The sequence below is a fragment of the Streptomyces sp. PL-25 genome (assembly GCF_058344915.1).
In genome coordinates, this window is sequence record NZ_CP136997.1 from 7,336,637 (window position 1) to 7,356,490 (window position 19,854).

Annotated in this window: 14 protein-coding genes; 7 read left to right on the top strand and 7 right to left on the bottom strand. The window is 75.1% G+C overall.

Features of this window, described 5'->3' with window-relative positions; all coding sequences use genetic code 11:
• Positions 1-4: 4 nt before the first annotated feature.
• Entirely contained in the window at positions 5-1,483 is a 1,479-nt protein-coding gene (locus R4Z62_RS32365; protein WP_382851985.1) for a glutamate-cysteine ligase family protein, read from the bottom strand.
• Positions 1,484-1,964: 481 nt separating this feature from the next.
• On the opposite strand from R4Z62_RS32365, the gene R4Z62_RS32370 reads away from it, so the two are divergent.
• Positions 1,965-2,729 carry an SDR family oxidoreductase gene (locus R4Z62_RS32370; RefSeq protein WP_064536937.1) on the top strand — a complete coding sequence of 255 codons (765 nt, stop codon included), beginning with the start codon at positions 1,965-1,967 and terminating at the stop codon, positions 2,727-2,729.
• Positions 2,730-2,947: 218 nt separating this feature from the next.
• Here the strand turns inward: R4Z62_RS32370 and R4Z62_RS32375 are convergent, their stop codons facing one another.
• A complete protein-coding gene (locus R4Z62_RS32375; protein ID WP_491521659.1) occupies positions 2,948-4,519 on the bottom strand; it encodes an amidohydrolase in 1,572 nt (523 codons plus the stop codon).
• A gap of 76 nt (positions 4,520-4,595) precedes the next feature.
• On the bottom strand, positions 4,596-6,089 hold the full coding sequence (locus R4Z62_RS32380; RefSeq protein ID WP_491521660.1) for an APC family permease: 1,494 nt from the start codon (positions 6,087-6,089) through the stop codon (positions 4,596-4,598).
• Between the two features lie 149 nt (positions 6,090-6,238).
• On the opposite strand from R4Z62_RS32380, the gene R4Z62_RS32385 reads away from it, so the two are divergent.
• Positions 6,239-6,844, top strand: coding sequence for a TetR/AcrR family transcriptional regulator C-terminal domain-containing protein (locus R4Z62_RS32385; RefSeq protein ID WP_491521661.1), 606 nt, complete (start codon positions 6,239-6,241; stop codon positions 6,842-6,844).
• A gap of 42 nt (positions 6,845-6,886) precedes the next feature.
• Here the strand turns inward: R4Z62_RS32385 and R4Z62_RS32390 are convergent, their stop codons facing one another.
• Entirely contained in the window at positions 6,887-9,082 is a 2,196-nt protein-coding gene (locus R4Z62_RS32390; protein WP_491521662.1) for a PP2C family protein-serine/threonine phosphatase, read from the bottom strand.
• Positions 9,083-9,262: 180 nt separating this feature from the next.
• Between R4Z62_RS32390 and R4Z62_RS32395 the strand changes: the two genes are divergently transcribed.
• Positions 9,263-9,712: a 2-thiouracil desulfurase family protein gene (locus R4Z62_RS32395; protein ID WP_064536942.1), complete on the top strand. Its 450-nt coding sequence runs from the start codon at positions 9,263-9,265 to the stop codon at positions 9,710-9,712.
• A gap of 216 nt (positions 9,713-9,928) precedes the next feature.
• On the opposite strand, the gene lanL is transcribed toward R4Z62_RS32395, so the two are convergent.
• Complete coding sequence (lanL, locus tag R4Z62_RS32400; protein ID WP_491521663.1) at positions 9,929-12,823, bottom strand: class IV lanthionine synthetase LanL; 2,895 nt, start codon at positions 12,821-12,823, stop codon at positions 9,929-9,931.
• Positions 12,824-13,057: 234 nt separating this feature from the next.
• Here lanL and R4Z62_RS32405 point away from each other — a divergent pair, with 234 nt between their 5' ends.
• Entirely contained in the window at positions 13,058-13,948 is an 891-nt protein-coding gene (locus R4Z62_RS32405; RefSeq protein ID WP_491521664.1) for a DMT family transporter, read from the top strand.
• Between the two features lie 110 nt (positions 13,949-14,058).
• A complete protein-coding gene (gene lpdA, locus R4Z62_RS32410; protein WP_064536944.1) occupies positions 14,059-15,456 on the top strand; it encodes a dihydrolipoyl dehydrogenase in 1,398 nt (465 codons plus the stop codon).
• Positions 15,457-15,517: 61 nt separating this feature from the next.
• Here lpdA and gap read toward each other — a convergent pair whose 3' ends face one another.
• Entirely contained in the window at positions 15,518-16,516 is a 999-nt protein-coding gene (gap, locus tag R4Z62_RS32415) for a type I glyceraldehyde-3-phosphate dehydrogenase (RefSeq protein WP_491521665.1), read from the bottom strand.
• Positions 16,517-16,722: 206 nt separating this feature from the next.
• On the bottom strand, positions 16,723-17,679 hold the full coding sequence (locus tag R4Z62_RS32420; RefSeq protein WP_026252847.1) for a GlxA family transcriptional regulator: 957 nt from the start codon (positions 17,677-17,679) through the stop codon (positions 16,723-16,725).
• Positions 17,680-17,899: 220 nt separating this feature from the next.
• Between R4Z62_RS32420 and R4Z62_RS32425 the strand changes: the two genes are divergently transcribed.
• The gene (locus tag R4Z62_RS32425; RefSeq protein ID WP_064536946.1) at positions 17,900-18,715 is read left to right on the top strand and encodes an SAM-dependent methyltransferase; all 816 of its coding nucleotides are present in this window, start codon (positions 17,900-17,902) and stop codon (positions 18,713-18,715) included.
• Positions 18,716-18,940: 225 nt separating this feature from the next.
• Positions 18,941-19,750, top strand: coding sequence for a hypothetical protein (locus tag R4Z62_RS32430; protein WP_491521666.1), 810 nt, complete (start codon positions 18,941-18,943; stop codon positions 19,748-19,750).
• The last annotated feature ends 104 nt before the right edge of the window (positions 19,751-19,854 follow it).

Here is a 19,854-nt window from a genome sequence, read left to right on the forward strand (position 1 = left end):
GCCGTCAGTCCACCGGCCAGGTGTGCACCGGCGCGTTGAGGTGCATGTAGTCGGTGTACACCTGCGTCATCCGGCGCAGGGACTCGTGGCGTCCGGCGCCGCCGGCCGTGTCGAACCGGTGGAACATCTCCTTCTGCCAGACCGCGCCGTTGCGCCCGGTCACACACCGCTGCTCGATGACGCCGAGCAGGGGTTCCCGCCAGGCCGCGTCCATGCCGGAGCGCCCAAGGCCCTCGTGGGCCAGTGGCAGCAGCCGCCGCAGCACCAGTTCGGCCACCGGCACCTCGCCGGTCCCCGGCCAGTACAGCCGGCTCTCGATGCCGTGCCGCGCCGCCGTGTGGAGGTTGTCCTCGGCCGCCGAGAAGGACATCCGCGACCACACCGGCCGGTCCTCCTCCACCAGGGCCCGGGTGAGCCCGTAGTAGAAGGCCCCGTTGGCGAGGGTGTCGGCGACGGTCGGCCCGGCCGGCAGCACCCGGTTCTCCACCCGCAGGTGCGGCTTGTCCTGGGAGACGGCGTAGACCGGGCGGTTCCAGCGGTAGATGGTGCCGTTGTGCAGGGTCAGTTCGGCGAGCTCGGGGACGTCGCCGCGGTCCAGGGTCTCGCCGGGGTCCTGCTCGTCGCAGAGCGGCAGCAGCGCGGGGAAGTAGCGCAGATTCTCCTCGAAGAGGTCGAAGACGCTGTTGATCCACCGCTCCCCGAACCAGACCCGGGGCCGCACCCCCTGCACCTTGATCTCCTGCGGGCGGGTGTCGGTGGCCTGCTCGAACAGCGGGATCCGCGTCTCGTGCCACAGCTCCCGGCCGAACAGGAACGGCGAGTTGGCGGCCAGCGCCACCTGGACCCCGGCGACCGCCTGCGCCGCGTTCCAGTAGCCGGCGAACTCCTCCGGTGACACCTGGAGGTGGAACTGGGTGCTGGTGCAGGCGGCCTCGGGCGTGATCGTGTCCGCGTACGTCCGCAGCCGGTCGACGCCGTCCACCTCGATGTGTAGATCCTCGCCCCGGGCGGCGAAGACCTGGTCGTTGAGCAGCCGGTAGCGCGGGTTCTCCGACAGCGCCTGCTGCCCCACGTCCTCCTGCCGCAGCGTGGGCAGGATCCCGATCATGATCAGACGGGCGCCGACCGACCGCGCGCGCCGGTCCGCGTGGTTCAGCGCGCCGCGGATCTCGGACTCCCAGGCGTCGGGCCCGCCGGCCGTCAGGGTCCGGGGCGGGATGTTGGTCTCCAGGTTGAACCGGCCCAGCTCGGTGGCCCAGGCGGGGTCCGCGATGGCCTCCAGCACGTCGGCGTTGCGCATCGTGGGCTCGGCCCGGTCGTCGACCAGGTTCAGCTCGATCTCCAGCCCCACCTGCGGACGCTCGGACTCGAACCGCGACGCGCGCAGCATCTGCGCGAACGCGTCGAGGCAGTCCTGCATCTTGATCCGGTACCGGCGGCGGTCCTCACGGGTGAAGACCATCGCCGGGACGTCCCGTCCCATCGGCGCTCCCCGGTCGACTCGGCCTCTCCTCGGGCACCCGCTCTCGGGCGCCTGCCCTGAGGCGCCCGCCGTCGGGCACCTGCCCCGGGCGCCTCACCGCCCGGCTCACCCCAGCGTCGCACCACCGGCCGACTCCGACCACGCGGGACCGGCGTACCCCCACGGCACGCGGCGGCGGCCACGGCCGTGCGGCCGTGCGGGGCCGCCCCGGGCCGGCTCCGCGCCGGTCGGCGGCCGCGCCGCACCACCCGGACGGCGGCCGCCGCCCCCGCCGGCCGAGCGGATCCTTCCGGCGCCGGTGGGCTCGTGCGGGATTCCGGCGCCGCCGGCGTTCATCGTGGAGCGCGGCGCGGTACCCGGCGCCCCGGTGTGCCGCGCGCTCCGGGCCGTGGGCCGTGCTGCCCGCACGGCCCGGCGCACGGCCCGGCACACGGCCCGGCACACGGCCCGGCACACGGCTCGTACACGCGAGGAGGACATCATGGTCGACACCCCGGACAAGACGCTCGACGGCAAGGTCGCCTTCGTCGGCGGCGCGTCGCGCAACCTCGGCGGACTGATCAGCACGACCCTGGGGGCCGAGGGCGCCCGGGTGGCCGTGCACTACAACAGCGACTCGTCCCGGGCCAAGGCCGAGGACGTGGTCGCCCGGATCGAGGCGGGCCCCGGTGAGGCGTTCGCGGTCCAGGCCGACCTGACCCGGGGCGACGAGGTCGAGCGGGTCTTCCAGCAGGTCGTGGACCGGTTCGGCCGGCTGGACTTCAGCATCAACACCGCCGGGACGGTCCTGAAGAAGCCGATGACCGAGATCACGGAGGAGGAGTACGACCGGCTCTTCGCGGTCAACTCCAAGGCCGCGTTCCTCGTGATGCGCGAGGCCGCCCGCCGGATCGAGGACGGCGGCAAGATCATCACCGTCGTCACCTCCCTGCTGGCCGCCTACACCGGCCTCTACGCGGGCTACGCCGGGAGCAAGGCGCCCGTGGAGCACTTCACACGCGCCCTGTCGAAGGAGCTGTTCGGCCGGAACATCTCGGTCAACAACATCGCGCCGGGCCCCATGGACACCTCGTTCTTCTACCCGGCCGAGGACGACGACTCCGTCGCCTACCACAAGTCGTCGGCGATGAACGGCGAGCTCACGAAGATCGAGGACATCGTCCCGTGGGTGCGCCATCTGCTCACCGACGGCTGGTGGGCCAACGGCCAGACGCTCTTCCTCAACGGCGGCTACACCACGCGCTGACGGCGGGCGGCGCGGCGGTGCCCCCGCCCGCGTCGGTGAGCGTGGCCGGCGGCGTCACGGTGCCGCGCGGCGCGGAGCCGTCCGTCTCGAACACGGCCTCCTCGACCACCTGTTCGCCCGGTACGCGTCGTACGAAGCGGCCGTGGTACGTGTCGGTACGCGGGACCGACGACCCCTCGCCCGCTCCGGGGCCGCCGGCCGACGGCCCCGGAGCGGGATCACACCCCCCGGTGCGCGATGTGCCCGCCGGTCACCGTGAGCCGCACGGGTGCCTCGGCGACCTCGTCGGCCGGTGCCTCCACGGGGTCGAGGCCCAGTGCGGTCAGGTCGGCCCGGAACCCCGCGCGGATCCGCCCGGCGAGGTCCTGCTCCCCGGCGGCGACGGCCGCGTGGGTGGTGCAGCCCTCCAGGGCCATGAGACCGGTGAGCCCGGCGCGCGCCGAGGCGGCTCCCCGGGGGGCCCGCGCGGTGGCCAGGACGGCGCGGACGTCGTGGTGGGCGACGGGCCAGTCCGAGCCGAGCGCGACGACCGCGCCCGCGTCCCGCAGGTCGCGCAGCCGCCAGGCCCGCAGCGCGCGTGCCTCGCCCAGCCGCAGGGACCACTCGTCGGAGCGGTCGGCGCGGGTGTACGCGGTGTGCGGCGGCTGCATGGAGGCGATCACGCCGAGCCGGACGAAGCGCGCGAGGGTGCCGTCCGGGACCGACTCTATGTGTTCGACCCGGTGGCGGAGGCGGGCACCCGCGCCCAGCGTCTCCACGGTGTCCAGGACATGCCGCACCGCCGCGTCCCCGATGGTGTGTGTCGCGGTGCGCACCCCGGCCCGGTCCAGGAAGCGCACGGCGTCGCTGTAGGCGGCCGGGTCCGGCCAGAACGCCTCGGTGCCCTGCCCGTGGCAGTCGGGGTGCTCCAGCCAGGCCGTGCCGCCCTCGACGGTGCCGTCCATGAAGAACTTCACCCCGGCGATCTCCCAGTGCCGCCCGCCCCGCCCCTGGAGCGCGACCAGTTCCGCCAGCTCCCGCTGCCCGGCGCCCGGCATGCACCACGGCGCGAAGCGCAGCCGCAGCGGCAGCACGGTGTCCTCGGCGACCTCACCGACCAGGTCGGGGTCGCCGAGGTCCATGACATGGGCGCCGGTGAGTCCGGTGGCCGCCATGGCGGACAGCAGTCCGACCAGACGGGCGCGTCGCGCGGCCTTCGACGGCCTGGGCATGACCGCGGTGACCAGGTCCATCGCGGCGTGCTCGACCAGATGCCCGGTCAGGCGTCCGTCGGGGTCCGTCGCGAGGTGGGCGCGCTGGGCGAAGGAGCGCGGGCCGGTGACGCCCGCCGCCTCCAGCGCCGCCCCGCTGGCCAGGGCCGAGTGCGCGTCGTAGAGCCGCAGGAAGGCCGGCGCGCCGTCCAGGACGTCCTCGATCAGGGCGCGGTCCACGGGCCTGCCGCCGAACACGTTGTGGTCCAGGCCGAAGCCGACGACCCAGCCCTGCACGCGCTCCGCGCGGGCGAGCGCCGCCCGCAGTCCGCCGAGGTCGCCGACCGCCGACAGATCGGTGCCGGTGGTCATCTCCAGGCCCATCACGGGGTGGCTGTGGCAGTCCACCAGGCCGGGGACGACATGCGCGCCCGCCAGGTCGAGGACCTCGGTGGCGGCGCCCCGCCAGTCGCGTACGTCGGTGTCGTCGCCGACGGCGGCGATCAGGCCGTCGCGGACGGCGACCGCGGTGGCGTACGGACGCCCGGGGTCGAGGGTGCGGACCCGGGCACCCGTGAGGACGAGGTCGGCGGTGGGCATGCGGAGGACTCCTCGGTCGGCGGAATGGTGGTGCGGTGGAACGGAGTTGAGGCAGAGGGCGGCGGAGGGGCCGGGGTCAGGGGGCGGCGTCCGCTTCGGTGCCGTCGGCCGGTTCGGCGGCGAACCGCTCGTAGACGCCGGGCCGGTGGCGGCGCAGCCAGCGGGCGAGCGGGAAGCCGGCGAGGAAGATGAGCGGGACCACCGCCACCAGCGCGGTGTTCACCGCCGCCGACGCCCCGGTGAACAGGTCGAGATGGGTGACGACCAGCACGATCGCGGCGGACAGGAGCACCGCGGCGGTGACGGGTGCGACCACCGTGCGCAGGACGCCCTCCTGGTGGCTGACGCGCCGGAAGTACAGCGGCACGGCCAGCGCAGCGAGCAGTTGCAGCACCAGCAGCCCCAGCATGCCGGGGGTGTTCACCCACAGCAGCAGTTGCTGGTAGGGGTCCGCTCCGGCGGCGGCGAAGGCGAGCACCACGGCCGCGCCCAGCACGGTCTGGGCGATCCCGGTGACGTAGGGGGAGCGGTGGCGCGGGTGGACGCGGGCCAGCGCCCGGGGGAGCACGCCCTCCTCGGCGAGGGCGAGGCCGTAGCGGTTGATCGCGTTGTGGAAGGCGAGCAGGGACGCCAGGACGCTGGTGACGATGAGGACGTGCATGGTGTCGGCGGCCCAGCCGCCCACGTAGGTGCTGATCGCGGAGAAGAACAGCCCGGCCGGGTCGTCGCCCGCGGCCCGCACCACCTCGGCGTCGCCGAAGGCCTGGATCGCGATCCACACGACGAACGCGTAGAACAGGCCGAGGAAGCCGACGGCGAGATACGTCGCGCGCGGCACCGTGCGCGCCGGGTCGCGGGCCTCGCGGCGGTAGATGACGGTCGACTCGAAGCCGGTGAACGCGGCGAACGCGAAGGCCAGCACCGCCGCCATGCCGGGCACCAGCACATGGGACGGGGCGAAGGAGGACGCCGACAGGCCGTGCGCCCCGCCCTTGAGCAGGACACCGGCGGCGAGCAGCACGAGGATACCGGTCTCGGCGGCGAGCAGGACGCCGAGGACCTTGGCGCCGAAGTCGATGGAGCGGTAGCCGCCGTAGCCGATGAGCAGCAGCCCGGCCAGCGAGACGGGCAGCCAGGGCACATGGGCGCCGGACAGGGCGTGCACGGTGTCCTGCGTGGCGGTGCCGAGCAGCCCGTAGACGCCGATCTCCATGCCGTTGTAGCCGAGCAGGGCGAGCAGCGCGGCCCCGATGCCGACGCGCCTGCCGAGCCCGCGGGTAATGTACGCGTAGAAGGCGCCGGCGCCCCGGACGTGGCGGCTCATGGCGGTGAAGCCGACGGCGAAGACGGCCAGGGTGAGCCCGGCGAGCAAATAGCCGACCGGGGCGCCGACGCCGCCGAGCAGGATGGCGAGCGGCGCGACCCCGGCCATGACCGTGAGCGGCGCGGCGGCGGAGACCACGAAGAAGGCGATGTCGCTGGTGCCCAGCGTGCCGGGACGCAGGGTGGGCGCGCCGGGCGCGGCGGCGCCCGGATCGCTGTGGCGGGGGCTTGGGGTGGTTACGGGCATGGGCGGTGAGCCCTTCTGGCGGCGGGCGGCGAGGAGGGGAGGGCAGGCGTGCGGGATCTCCGGAGCCGGTAAATCTAAAGGCTTTCGGTTTCCGCAATGTAACCTTCCGTTCGAACGGATGGGAAGACCCCCGAGGGAGGAACCACGACATGGGGCGCCCGCGCACGGCCCTGCTCGACCGGGAACGCATCACCACGACGGCACTCGGACTCCTGGACGCCCAGGGCGAGTTCAGCGTCCCGCAGATCGCGCGGCGGCTGGGGGTGCAGACCGGCTCGGTGTACCACCACGTGGAAGGCCGGGACGGCATCGTGGAACTGGTGCGGGAGCGGATCAGCGAGGCCATCGACACCGCGCCGCTGGACGCGCGCCCCTGGGACGTCGCCCTGGCGGGCTGGGCCCGCTCCTACCGCGCCGCCTTCGCCGCGCACCCGCGCGCCATCCCGCTGCTGATGACGTACCCCGTGCGCGCCCCGCGCGTCCTGGAACAGTACGAACGGGCCGCCGCCCTGCTGATGGAGGAGGGTTTCGCCACGGCCGACGTCATGCGCGTCATCACCGGTCTGGAGAACGTCGTGCTCGGCTCGGCGCTCGACCTCGCCGCTCCGGAGGCCATGTGGGAGATCACCGACGCCTCGGCCACCCCGCGGCTGGCCGAGGCGCTGGCCGCGGTCCGCGGCGACCGCGCCGACCAGGCCTTCGAACTCGCCCTGGAGGGCGTGCTCGACGCCGCCCGGCGGCTCCCGGCGCGCTGAGCCCGCGCCGCCTCCCGCCGCTCGGGACGGCCGCCGCCCCGGTCACCCCCGCTGCGGCGGCCCGGACGGCACGCCGGTGGCCCTGAGCAGCAGCAGCGTCGTGTCGTCGGCGCCCTGGCGGTGGCCCTGCAACAAGGTCTCGGCGACCTCGTCCAGCGGCGTACCGGGCCGCCCGGCGGCGGCCAGGCGGCCGGCGAGCCCGGACAGCACCCGCTCCGGGTCGGAGCCGGGCACGTCCGTGAGGCCGTCGGTGTACAGGGCGAGCACCGCGCCCTCGGGCAGGCACAGCCGCAGATGCGGATAGGCCGCCGCCGGGTCGATGCCCAGCAGCAGCCCGCCCGGCGCGTCCAGGGCCTCCACCCGCCCGTCCGGATGGCGCAGCAGCGGATGCGGATGCCCGGCGCGTGCCAGGACCAGGCGGTGGCGGCGCGGATCGAGGCGGAGGAACACGGCGCTGGCGAGCAGTTCGGTGTCGAGCGCGGTCAGCAGCCGGTTGGTCAGGCCGAGGACCCGGCGCGGATCGGCGTCGCCCGCCGCGTGCGCCCGGACCGCGGTGCGGATCTGGCCCATGAGCGCGGCGGCCGGGCCGTTGTGCCCCTGGATGTCGCCGATGACGGCGGCGGCCCGGTGGTGGCCGAGGGCGATCAGGTCGTAGAAGTCGCCGCAGACGGTCATGCCCTCGGCCGCCGGCAGATAGCGCACGGCGGTCTCCAGACCGTGGATGCGCGGCAGCCGCCGGGGCAGCAGCGCGTCCTGGAGATCGCGGGCCAGGCCGCTGGCGGTGTCGTACCGGCGGGCCCGCGCCAGCGCCCGCGCGATCAGCCCGGCCAGGGCGGTGAGCGTGGCGCGCTCCTCCGGCGCGAACCGGCGCGGCCGGTCGTACGACAGGACGCACGCGCCGACCTCGCTCTCCGGCGTCAGCAGCGGCAGCACCGCCCAGGCGGCGCCGGGAGCGAGCGAGGCGTGCCGCGGATAGAGGCGGGCGATGTCCCGGCGGGTCTCCAGGAAGAGCGGCGTCCCCGTGGCCAGGGCCCGGGTGCCGGGCGTCTCCGCGTCCGCCGCGGGGCGGTCGATACGGTCCAGGGCGCCGGGCGGATAGCCGTGCGCGCCGATCACCCGCAGCCGCCCGTCCCCCTCCAGCGCCAGCAGCACCGCGCGGGCGGCGCCGAAGACGGGCAGCATCTCCTCGGCGACCAGCCGCACCACGTCCCGCACCCCGGTGGCGTCGGCCAGCGCCCCCACCAGGTGCAGCACGTGGTACACGCCCGCCAGCCGGTCCGGCGCCCGCGGCCGCAGCCGCTCGAAGGGCTGCGGCGGCCGGGGCTCGGGCGGCCGGGGTTCCGGACCGGCCTCCGTGATCCGCGCCGTGATGCCGGAGGCGTCCGGATACAGCTGGAAGCGCAGCCACCGGTCCGGAGGGCGCAGCACCGTGAACGCGGACGGCTGCCGGCTCATCGCCGCCGCCCGGTACCACTCCTCGTACACCGGATGGTCCAGCCACGGCAGCGCCCGCCACACCACCCGGCCCACCAGCTCCGCGGCCGGCAGGCCCAGCAGGGCCGCCGCCGCGGGCGTGGCGAGCGTGATCCGGCCGTCGGCGTCCAGCGCGCACACCCCCTCCGGCAGCCGCGCCAGCGCCGGCCCCTCCGGCAGCGGGCCCGCCGGATCCGCGGTGCCCGGCAGGACCAGGGGTCCGGCCGCCGGCCGCACCGGCGCTCCGGCGGACCCGGCGTGCGCGACGACCCGGGCGAGTGCCGAGGACGCGGCCAGCAGCCGTTCGCGCTCGGCGGCGCTCAGCCGCCGCTGACGCGAACCCGCCCAGTTCACGAACAGCCCGCCGTGCGCCTCCCGGCCCACGAGGAGCGGGCGGCAGGCGAACGCCAGCGGGTACGGCATGATCAGCGCCGTCCGCGGATAGCGCAGGGCCATCTCCTGCGCGCCGTCCACCCACACCAGCTTCCGCTCGCGCACCGCCTCGGCCACCCCGACCGGCGCGTCCAGCCGGATCCGGCGCCAGGGCCCCGCGAACCGCGGCGGCAGACCGGTGTAGACGGCCAGTTCCAGTGCCTCACCGGCCGCGTCCAGCAGATACACCCCGCCGCCGTACGCGCCGAGCCCCGCCACCGCCCCGGTCAGGCACACGCCCAGCTCGTGCAGCACCCGGGGGTCCTCGCCCGAGGCGCGGGAGTGCTCCGGCTCCGTGTCCGGAGCACCGCGTGCAGCGGAGTCATCGCACATAGGCACCACCCTGCGGGCCGCCGCGGACCGCTCGGGTCCGGGCCGCGACCGGTCGCCGGGGACCGGGTGCGCCCGGCTCCCGACTCCCACTATTCCACCAGACATCCGGACGGACGGCCCGGCCTTCGGCCCCGGACACCGCCCGCCCGCGGCGCCCGGCGCGCCCGCTACCCTGACGGCATGGAAGCGATCCTGGTCAGCGCGTGTCTGCGCGGGGTGCCCTGCCGGTTCGACGGACGGCACAAGGCGTCGGCCGCGTTCGCCGAGGCGGTGGCCGGGCGGGAGGTCGTCTCCTTCTGCCCGGAGGTCGCGGGCGGGCTCGCCACCCCGCGCCGCCCGGCGGAGCTGGTGGGCGGCGACGGGCACGACGTGCTCGACGGGACGGCGCGGGTCGTGGACGACACCGGGCAGGACGTCACGGAGCAGTTCGTGGCCGGTGCCCGCCGGGCCCTCGAGGTCGCCCGGCACACCGGCTGCGGCGAGGCGCTGCTGATGCCGCGCAGCCCCTCGTGCGGGCGGGGCACGGTCCACGACGGTTCGTTCACCGGGGAACTGGTGCCCGGGGACGGGGTCACGGCCGCGCTGCTGGAACGCGCCGGGATCACCGTGCGGCCCGCGCCCGGGGTCTGACCCCGCCCGCGCGGACGGCGGCCCGCGCACGGACACGGCGGCGGTGGCCCGCACCCGCGATCGCGGGTGCGGGCCACCGGGCGGTACCGCGGGGTGCACCGGGTCAGCAGACCGTCGTGAAGGTGGGCACCTGGGCCGCGGCCCGCGGGATACACGGGGTGTCCTCCTCGGCGGCGATCTCCTGGGGCAGGCGCTGCAACTCGTCGAGGTCGTGGGTCATCTGCGATCTCCTCTCGTGAGTGCCCCGGTCTCCCCGGGCGGGGGCGGGGCGTCACACGGTCCGCGCCCTGGCGCGCGCACCGCGGTCGAAAGGGCTGCCCGGGACGGATCCGGCAGCCAGAGGCGCGGCCCGCCGTGCAGCAGCCGCAGCAGGAAGCCGAGGACCCCGCCGAGACCGGTGTGGTGGCCGGTGCTCACCTCGCGCAGGGTGTCGTCGGCCGGGAGGAGCAGTCCGCCGCGCAGCGCCGTACGGCTCAGGACGGCCTCGACGGCGTCGTGCGCGCGCCCGCGGTACCGGTCCTCGCCCGTGGCGTCCGCCAGGTCGAGCAGCAGTTCCGCGTTGCCCGCGACGCCGTGGCAGGAGGAGGGCGGCAGCAGCCGGCGGTCGGCGTGCACCGCCTCGGCGGCGCCCCGCGCCGCCTCCAGGTACCGGTCCTCGCCGGTGGCCTGCCACAGCCGGAGCAGGAGGACGCCGACACCGGAGGCACCGCTGCACCAGTTGGTCAGGGGCACGGTGCCGTCCGGGCCGGCGGTCCAGCGCAGCGCGCCGCGGTCCTCGACGGCGGCCGCCGTCAGCGCGTCCCCGGCCCGCACCGCCGCCTCCAGGTACCGGCCCTCGCCGGTGGCCCGCGCCGCCTCCAGCAGGAACGTGCCGATGCCCGCCGTGCCGTGCGCGAACCCGTGGTGGACCACGGGCCGGGCGGCCGGGCCGTCCTCGGAGGGCACCGTCCAGCGCGGCCCCGCAGGGCTGTCCGCGGCGGCGGCGAGGATCCCCTCGGCGCAGCGCGCGATCCGCTCCCGGAAGCGCTCGTCCCCCGTGCGCGCCAGGAAGTACGCCTGGGCGAGCCCGGCACCGGCCGTTCCGTGCACCACGTCCGGGACCGGCCCGGTGACCGGGACGCGCAGCGCCGTCTCCCGGGCCGCCGCCACCAGCTCGCCGTCGCCCAGCAGCAGCCCGGCGTCCAGCAGGGCCCAGGCGGTGCCGGAGCGCCCGAAGTGCAGTCCGGGCAGCAGCCGGGGCTCACGCGCCGCGCGCCGCAGCGTCCGGTGGGCCACCGTGCGCACGGCGGCGCGCAGCCGCTCGTCCCCGGGACGGGGCCGGGCGGCGGAGGCCAGCACCCCCAGCAGCCCGGCGGAGCCGTAGTAGACGTTGCAGGGGTCGGTGGTGGCGGCGAACCCCTCGGCGGGCCAGAGCCGTTCGCGGTCCTCCGGGCGCAGGGTGTCCAGCAGATGGCGCAGTCCGTCGCGCAGCAGGCGTTCCGCGTCCGCGCCGGGGGTGGCGGCCGGTCCGCGCGGGGCGCGCACGGGCCGGGGACCGGCCGGGTGCGCCGCCGGACCGTCGGTGAGGAAGGCCCGCGCCCGCCGGAGGGACCAGCGGCGCTCCGGCTCCTCGTGCAGCAGCCCGAGGACGAGCGGGGCCAGGCGGCGCGCGGTCGCGCTGTGCCGGGCGACGGCGGCGAGACGGCCCGCCAGCCGCACCCGCGCGGACCGCACGGGCGGGGCATCGGGCGCCAGCAGGGGTTCCGTGCCCGTCGCCAGCAGGAAGAGCACGGCGCCCAGCGCGTACAGGTCGGCCGCCGGGGCGGGCAGCGCGCGGCGGCCGGGGCGCGGGTCCAGCTGCTCCGGGGCGCCGTAGCCGCGGGTGCCGCCGCCCGGCGCGGGGTGACCGGCGCGCGTCGCCAGCTCCAGGTCGACGAGGCGCAGCGCGCCGTCCGGCGCGACGAAAACGTTGTCAGGGGTCAGATCGCGCAGCACCACGCCGTGCGCGTGGACGCGGGCCAGTACGTCCGTCAGCCGCCGGGCCAGGTCCAGCACCGCCTCCCACGGCGGCGCCGCGCCCCCGCTCCTGGCGCGCAGGTTCCACAGCCGCAGCGGGACGCCCTCCAGGAACTCCTCCACCAGGAACACATGGCCGTCCTCGGGCAGGAAGGCGACCTTGCGCGGGGCCAGGCCGAGCGGCGCGAGCAGGTCGAGCATCTCGCCCTCGTTGCGCAGCAGATCGCGTACGTCCGTGCCGAGCGGGGTCGCGTCGATGTGCGCCCGGCCCTGCTTGACGACGACCTCGGCGCCCGTGAGCCGGTCGGTCGCCCGGAAGACACCGCCCTTGGTGCTGTGCCGCAGCGCCCGCCGCACGACGAACCGGTCGCCGATCACCACGGACGGGGGCCGCGCCGGGCGGGCGGCGGACGCCTGCGGGGGAGCGGCCGGCCGCGCGGACCGGTCGGCGTCCGGCGTCCGGCCGGCCGCGGCGGCCTCCTCGAAGGGGTCGGGGATCCCGGCGGGAGGCGTGTACCAGGGCTCGCGGACGTCGGGCACCCGCCGCCCGGCGGCATCCTCGACGGTCGGCCGGTAGACACCGTTGTCACCGAGGACCGGAGCGGCGCGGAACCCGCCGTACCGGTAGTGCACCAGGCTGCCCGGACGGAAGGGACGGTCCGAGAGGATCCGGGGACCGGGCAGGCGGGCGGTCGCCTCGTGCAGCTCGGCCGCCAGCGCGGCGAGGTCACGCCCGCCGTCCGGATAGACGGTGATGAATTTCCCCGCCGAAGCCCGGTCGTATTGCCGGGAAACCAATTCGCGGACCCGTTCTGCGGAAGCCGCGACCTTGAAAGCGATGTCGAGCGGGATCAGGATTCCGGCGACTTTCCGGAGGATTTCCGCGGCACCGGCCGGTGTGGCCGACACATGGATTTTCCAGCCTTGTCCGGGAAGCTCTCCGCCGACCGGTTCCGCCTGGCACCACAGGTCGTCGCGGGTGATCCGCCACGCGCGGCCGCCGGTGGCGCGCCCCTGCGTGAAAGGCGTGAGAAGGGCGACGGGGTCGAAGGGGGGTGCCGGCCGGTCCGCCCGTGGTGGATGTCCCGAGACCTGGTCCACGATGTCCGACGTCACCCCGCAGCCTCCGAGTCATATGTTTCCCGTAGGTGGAACGCTGCTGCGATCATCGCCGTCCGGAGAAGCGCGGAAACCATATGGTCATGCAAAGAAACGGCAAATCCAAAAAGCGGGAACTGTCTTGTCGCGGAAAAGGCCGATGGTGCCGCAATTGCCCACATTGGTGGGGCGATCGGCGTATCGCCGCGTTGTCGGGATGCCCGTGGCCGCGGATGCGCGAAGGATGCTCCCATGGGACTCGTCCTGCCCGTGCTCTTCGCGCTGCTCGCCGCGGCCGGCAACGCGACCGCCACCGTCCTGCAGCGCCGGGCCGCGCTGACCGTGCCCCGGTCGGCCGGACCCGGACCGCGCCTGCTGCTCGGCCTGCTGCACCGGCCCGTCTGGCTCGCCGGGGTGCTCGCCGTCGTCGCCGCCGGGGTGTGCCAGGCCCTCGCGCTGGCGACCGGCCCGCTCTCGCTGGTGCAGCCGCTGTTCGTGCTGGAACTGCCCCTCACCCTGGTCCTCGCCGCGCTCGCGCACCGCCGCCGCCCGTCCGGCGTGCTGCTGCTGAAGCTGACCGTCGTCGTCGCCGGACTCGCGGTGGCGCTGCTGTGCGCCGCCCCGGCGGGCAACCGCACCCATGTGGCCATCGACCGCTGGCTGCCCGTCCTGGCGGCCTGCGCCGCCGCCGTGGCCGTCCTGGCCGCCGCGGGGACCCGCAGACCGCCCGGCGGGCTCCGCGCCGCCTGCCTCGGCACGGCCACGGCAGTCTGCTTCGCGCTGACGGCCGGTCTGATGAAGACGTCCGTCCACCTCCTCGCGGAGAGCGGCCTCGGCGGATTCCTCACCGCGTGGCAGACCTACGCCTTCGGCGCGTGCGGACTGGCCGCCGTGCTCCTGCTGCAACACGCCCTCCAGGGCGGCCCCCTGGTCGCCTCCCAGCCCGCCCTGACCCTCGGCGACGCCACCGTGAGCTTCCTGCTCGGCGTGCTGGTCTACGAGGAACACGTACGCGCCGGATGGTGGCTGTTGCCCCAACTGCTCGGCGTCGCACTGATCGTGGCCGGGGTGCTCGCCCTCGTCGGCGAGGAGGACCGCGCCCCGGACGAGGCCCCGGTCCCGGGCGGGGCGCCGTCCCCCTGACCGCCCCCGCGCGGCCCCGCCCGGTGCTCCGCGCCCCCTCCGGCCGATGTGGCGCGGGCCTCGCCGGGCGTGAGATCGGGCGGCCCCCGCGGGGTACTAGGCTGACGCGCATGACGCACTTTGATGTCCTCGTCCTCGGCGCAGGCCCCGGTGGATACGTCGCCGCCATCCGCGCAGCCCAGCTCGGCAAGTCAGTGGCGGTCGTCGAAGAGAAGTACTGGGGCGGTGTCTGCCTGAACGTGGGATGCATCCCGTCGAAGGCGCTGCTGCGCAACGCCGAGATCGCCCACATCCTCACGCAGGAGAAGAAGACCTTCGGCATCAGCGGCGACGCCACCATGGACTTCGGCGTCACCCACCGGCGCAGCCGCTCCGTGGCCGAGGCCAGCGCCAAGGGCGTGCACTACCTGATGAAGAAGAACAAGATCACCGAGATCGACGGGTGGGGCACGCTCACCGGTCCCAAGTCGGTGGACGTCAGGAGCGCCGACGGCACGACGGCCTCGTACAGCTGCGACAACCTGATCATCGCCACCGGCGCGCAGGTCAGGATGCTGCCAGGGATGCGCAAGAGCGCCAACGTGGTCACCTACGAGGAGCAGATCCTGGACGAGGAGCTGCCGCGCTCCGTCGTCATCGGCGGCTCCGGCGCGATCGGCGTCGAGTTCGCCTATGTGCTGCGCAACTTCGGCGTCGAGGTGACCATCGTCGAGTTCCTCGACCGCATGGTGCCCACCGAGGACGCCGATGTCTCCAAGGAACTGCTGCGGCACTACCGCAAGCTGGGCGTCGAGGTCCTGCTCTCCACCAAGGTGGACTCGGTGGAGGACACCGGCTCCGGCGTACGGGTGACGGTCAGCCCGGCCGCCGGCGGCGAGTCGCGCGTGCTGGAGGCGGACCGGATGCTCGCCGCGTTCGGCTTCGCGCCGCGCGTGGAGGGCTACGGCCTGGAGGCGGCCGGGGTGCAGCTCACCGAGCGCGGTGCCGTCGCGGTCGACGCCCGCGGACGCACCAATGTGCAGGGCGTCTACGCCATCGGCGACGTGACCGGCAAGCTGATGCTGGCCCACACCGCCGAGGCCATGGGCGTCGTCGCGGCCGAGACCATCGCCGGGGCCGAGACGCAGGAGATCGACTTCGCGATGATCCCGCGGGCGACCTTCTGCCAGCCGCAGATCGCCTCGTTCGGCTACTCGGAGGCGCAGGCCCGCGAGCTGGGCCACGACGTCAAGGTCGCGCAGTTCCCGTTCTCCGCCAACGGCAAGGCCCGCGGCATGGCCGAGGGCGTCGGCTTCGTCAAGATCGTGGCGGACGCCCGGCACAACGAGATCCTGGGCGCCCACATGATCGGTCCCGAAGTGACCGAACTGCTGCCCGCGCTGACGCTCGCCCAGATGTGGGACCTGACCGCCGACGAGGTCGCCCGCAACGTCTTCGCCCACCCGACGCTGTCGGAGGCGATGAAGGAAGCCGTCGAGGGCATCGCCGGACACATGATCAACCTCTGAGCCCCGGCCGGAGCACACCCCGCCCCCGGCACCGGGCACACGGCGCCGGGGGCGGACGCGGTCAGCGGCCGGCGAGCAGTTCGAGCGTGTCGATCACCCGGTTGGAGAAGCCCCACTCGTTGTCGTACCAAGCGACCACCTTGACATGGCGGCCGTCGACCCGGGTGAGGGCCGAGTCGAAGATCGAGGAGGCGGGGTTGCCGGTGATGTCCGAGGAGACGAGCGGGTCCTGCGAGTACTCCAGGACACCGGCGAGCGGCCCCTCGGCGGCGGCGCGGTAGGCGGCCAGCACGTCGTCGCGGGTCACCTCGCGGGCGACGGTCGTGTTCAGCTCGACGATCGAGCCCACCGGGACCGGCACGCGGATCGAGTCGCCCGACAGCTTGCCGTCGAGGTTCGGCAGCACCAGCCCGATCGCCTTCGCGGCGCCCGTCGTGGTCGGCACGATGTTGACGCCCGCGGCACGGGCGCGGCGGGCGTCGCGGTGCGGGCCGTCCTGGAGGTTCTGCTCCTGCGTGTAGGCGTGCACCGTCGTCATGAATCCGTGCTCGACACCGGCGAGTTCGTCCAGCACCGCGGCGAGCGGCGCGAGCGCGTTGGTCGTGCAGGACGCGTTCGAGACGATGGTGTGCCGCTCGGGGTCGTACGCGTCGGTGTTGACCCCGTAGGCGAGGGTGACGTCGGCGCCGTCCGAGGGCGCGCCGACGAGCACCTTGCGGGCACCGGCGTCCAGATGGGCGCGGGCGGCCGCGGCCGAGGTGAACCGGCCGGTCGCCTCCAGCACCAGATCGACGCCCAGCGCGGCCCACGGCAGCCGCGCCGGTTCACGCTCGGCGGTCACCGTGGTGCGGCGGCCGTCGACGACCAGGGCGTCCCCGTCCACGGTCACCGGGCGGCCCAGCCGCCCGGCCGTCGTGTCGAAGGCGAGCAGCCGCGCGAGCGTGGCGGGCTCCGTGAGGTCGTTGACGGCGACGACCTCCAGGGGGCTGTCGCGTTCGAGCAGCGCGCGCAGCACATTGCGTCCGATGCGGCCGAATCCGTTGATGGCGATGCGAGTCATGAGTGGCGCCCTTTCGTCCTTCCCGTTCCCCGTCCGCCACCAGGTTCGTCGGCGGCGCCCCGCCGGGACAGCGGCGCGAGCGCCATGGTCCGCAAGGATCGTGCCAGCGGCCGGTGGCGGCGGCACCGGCGGGGACCGCACGGGCCGGGCCGCGCCGCAGGGGCCGCGCCGTGCGGCGGGCGCGGGGGAGCGGGAGGGGCGCGGGCTCACTCGCCCCGGGTGAAGGTGCGCCGGTACTCGCTGGGTGTGGTGCCCAGGACCCGCTGGAAGTGCAGGCGCAGATTCGCGCCGGTGCCCAGGCCGACGGCGGCGGCGATCTGCTCGACGCCCAGCTCCGAACGCTCCAGCAGCTCCCGTGCCATGTCGACGCGGGCCCGCACGATCCACTGCATCGGGGTGTACCCGGTGTCCTCGGCGAACCGCCGCGAGAACGTGCGCGGCGAGACCGCCGCGTGCCGGGCCAGCGCCTCCAGCGTCAGCGGCTCGCCCAGCCGGTGCAGCGCCCACTCGCGGGTGGCGGCGAACCGCTCGCCCAGCGGCTCGGGCACGCTGCGCGGCACGTACTGCGCCTGGCCGCCGCTGCGGTAGGGAGCCGCCACCAGCCGCCGCGCCGCGTGGTTGGACGCGGCCACCCCGAGGTCGCCGCGCAGCATGTGCAGGCACAGGTCGATGCCGGAGGCGGCGCCCGCCGAGGTCAGGACGCTGCCCTCGTCGACGAACAGCACGTTCTCGTCGACCCGCACCAGCGGATGCCGGGCGGCGAGCGCCCGCGTGTAGTGCCAGTGCGTCGTGGCCCGTCTGCCGTCGAGCAGTCCCGTGGCGGCCAGCGCGAAGGCGCCCGTGGAGATGGCCGCGAGCCGCGCGCCCCGCCGGTGGGCGGCGACCAGGGCGTCCACCACCGGTCCGGGCGGGTCGTCGCGGTCCGGGAACCGGTAGCCGGGGACGAACACGACGTCGGCCCACGCGAGCGCGTCCAGACCGTGGGCGACGTGGTACGACAGGCCGTCGCCTCCGGTCACGAGCCCGGGAGCCGCGCCGCACACACGTACCTCGTACGGCATGCTGGCGCGGGTGGTGAACACCTGCGCGGGGATGCCGACGTCGAGCGGCTTGGCACCGTCGAGCACGAGGACGGCGACACGGCGCAGGCGGGAGGCGGACACAGGCCACAGCGTACGGGGCACCGCGGCGCGTGCCGCCCCGGGCGCCGTCGGGCGGGTGTGCACACCCCGCCGGGGGCCGCGAGCGCGCTCCGGTACGGCCCGGCCGGGCGCGGGGCGGACACGTGTCGCCGGTGAACTGGTGTGCCCGCCGGGGCGGTTGACGCGTACCTTGGGCAGCGCACGCGCCACACGCGAGACCGCACACGGACGGACGGTATCCATGACCCACCCCGCGAACACTTCCGGATCCGCGGCACACCCCAGGATCGACACCTCCGTGCCGCACTCGGCGCGGATCTGGAACTACTGGCTGGGCGGCAAGGACAACTACCCCGTCGACGAGGAGGCCGGCGACGCCTACACGGCCGTTTTCCCCGGCATCGTCACCATCGCCCGCAGCAGCCGCGCCTTCCTGCGGCGCACCATCACCCATCTGGTCGCCGAGGCGGGCATCCGGCAGTTCCTCGACGTCGGGACCGGCCTGCCGACGGCCGACAACACCCACGAGGTCGCCCAGCGCATCGCCCCCGAGACACGGATCGTCTACGTCGACAACGACCCGATGATCCTGGCGCACGCCCGCGCCCTGCTGTACTCCACGCCCGAGGGCGCGACCGCCTACGTCGACGCCGATGTGCTGGACACGGACCGGATCCTCGCCCAGGCGGCCCGGACGCTGGACCTCACCCGGCCCACGGCCCTGATCCTGAGCAACATCCTGGGACACGTCCCCGACCACGGGCAGGCGCGCGGGATCGTCACTCGTCTGACGGACGCGCTGCCCTCCGGCAGCTACCTGTCCGTCAACGACGGTTCGCTGGGCGTCGATCCGGTCTTCGAGCGGGCGCAGCAGGCTTACAACGACAGCGGCGCCGCCCCGTACGTGCTGCGCACCGTCGAGGCGATCACGGCCTACTTCGACGGGCTGGACCTGCTGGAGCCCGGGGTGGTCCCCGTCCCGCTGTGGCGGCCGGAGCCCGCGGACGCGGCCCCGGAGCCCATCGCCGAGCACGGCGGTCTCGCGCGCAAGCCGTGACCCGCCCGGGGGACACGGCGGAGCCCCGGCGGATGACCGGGGCTCACCTGCGCGCACGGAGTGCGGGATTCCCCCGCGTGGACGCGCCGAAGGTCCGTCAGGTAGTCCGAATGCGGCGCTCCGATGGTGCGGACCGCGCATCCCGCTGACAGTGATCACGTCGCACCTGCGATCCCGAAGAGCGGGCGTGGTGCCTGTTCTCGCAGTCGCGACGGAAGGATCACCATGCGTATCTCCCGTACTCTGTTCGTCTCGGCGGCGATCGCGTCCGCCGTCGCGTTCTCGGCCCCCGCCGCCGGCGCCCTGGGCATCACCGCCCTCGCGCCCGCGCAGGCCACCGTCGTCCACGGCGACGACTCGGACGACCACGGCAGCGACCGCGGTTCCAAGGGCGACGACGACCACGGCAGCGACCGCGGCGGTGACCACGGCAGCGACCGCGGCGGTGACCGCGGTGGCGACCGCGGCGGTGACCGCGGTGGCGACCGCGGCGGTGACCGTGGTGGCAAGCCGCACGGTGGTGTGCACGCCGGTGGCGGTGCGCTGGCGATGGCCACCACCGGTGACGACTCGGACGACCACGGCAGCGACCGCGGTTCCAAGGGCGACGACGACCACGGCAGCGACCGCGGCGGTGACCGGGGCGGCGACCGCGGCGGTGACCGCGGTGGCGACCGCGGCGGTGACCGTGGTGGCAAGCCGCACGGTGGTGTGCACGCCGGCGGCGGTGCGCTGGCGATGGCCACCACCGGTGACGACTCGGACGACCACGGCAGCGACCGCGGTTCCAAGGGCGACGACGACCACGGCAGCGACCGCGGCGGTGACCGGGGCGGCGACCGCGGCGGCGACCGTGGCGGTGACCGCGGCGGCGACCGTGGTGACAAGCCGCACGGCGGTGTGCACGCCGGTGGCGGCGGCCTGGCCCAGGACACCAACACCATGGGGCTGGGAGCCGCGCTCGTGCTCGGCGGTGTCGGCGCGGGTGCCTACATGCTGCGGCGCCGCAAGGCGTCGGGCACGACCGTGGCCTGAACAGATCCCTGTTCTCCGTCGGTGCGCCGCCGCGGCCCGTGTCCCTCCCCGTGAGGAACGCGCGGGCCGCGGCGGCGGCGCCACCCGCGCCACGCGGGACCCGC

What these genes read in the sequence shown, in the direction of transcription:
- R4Z62_RS32365 (WP_382851985.1), bottom strand. Translation starts at nt 1,483, where the DNA reads ATGGGACGGGACGTCCCGGCGATGGTCTTCACCCGTGAGGACCGCCGC.
- R4Z62_RS32370 (WP_064536937.1), top strand. Translation starts at nt 1,965, where the DNA reads ATGGTCGACACCCCGGACAAGACGCTCGACGGCAAGGTCGCCTTCGTC.
- R4Z62_RS32375 (WP_491521659.1), bottom strand. Translation starts at nt 4,519, where the DNA reads ATGCCCACCGCCGACCTCGTCCTCACGGGTGCCCGGGTCCGCACCCTC.
- R4Z62_RS32380 (WP_491521660.1), bottom strand. Translation starts at nt 6,089, where the DNA reads ATGCCCGTAACCACCCCAAGCCCCCGCCACAGCGATCCGGGCGCCGCC.
- R4Z62_RS32385 (WP_491521661.1), top strand. Translation starts at nt 6,239, where the DNA reads ATGGGGCGCCCGCGCACGGCCCTGCTCGACCGGGAACGCATCACCACG.
- R4Z62_RS32390 (WP_491521662.1), bottom strand. Translation starts at nt 9,082, where the DNA reads ATGTGCGATGACTCCGCTGCACGCGGTGCTCCGGACACGGAGCCGGAG.
- R4Z62_RS32395 (WP_064536942.1), top strand. Translation starts at nt 9,263, where the DNA reads ATGGAAGCGATCCTGGTCAGCGCGTGTCTGCGCGGGGTGCCCTGCCGG.
- R4Z62_RS32405 (WP_491521664.1), top strand. Translation starts at nt 13,058, where the DNA reads ATGGGACTCGTCCTGCCCGTGCTCTTCGCGCTGCTCGCCGCGGCCGGC.
- lpdA (WP_064536944.1), top strand. Translation starts at nt 14,059, where the DNA reads ATGACGCACTTTGATGTCCTCGTCCTCGGCGCAGGCCCCGGTGGATAC.
- gap (WP_491521665.1), bottom strand. Translation starts at nt 16,516, where the DNA reads ATGACTCGCATCGCCATCAACGGATTCGGCCGCATCGGACGCAATGTG.
- R4Z62_RS32425 (WP_064536946.1), top strand. Translation starts at nt 17,900, where the DNA reads ATGACCCACCCCGCGAACACTTCCGGATCCGCGGCACACCCCAGGATC.
- R4Z62_RS32430 (WP_491521666.1), top strand. Translation starts at nt 18,941, where the DNA reads ATGCGTATCTCCCGTACTCTGTTCGTCTCGGCGGCGATCGCGTCCGCC.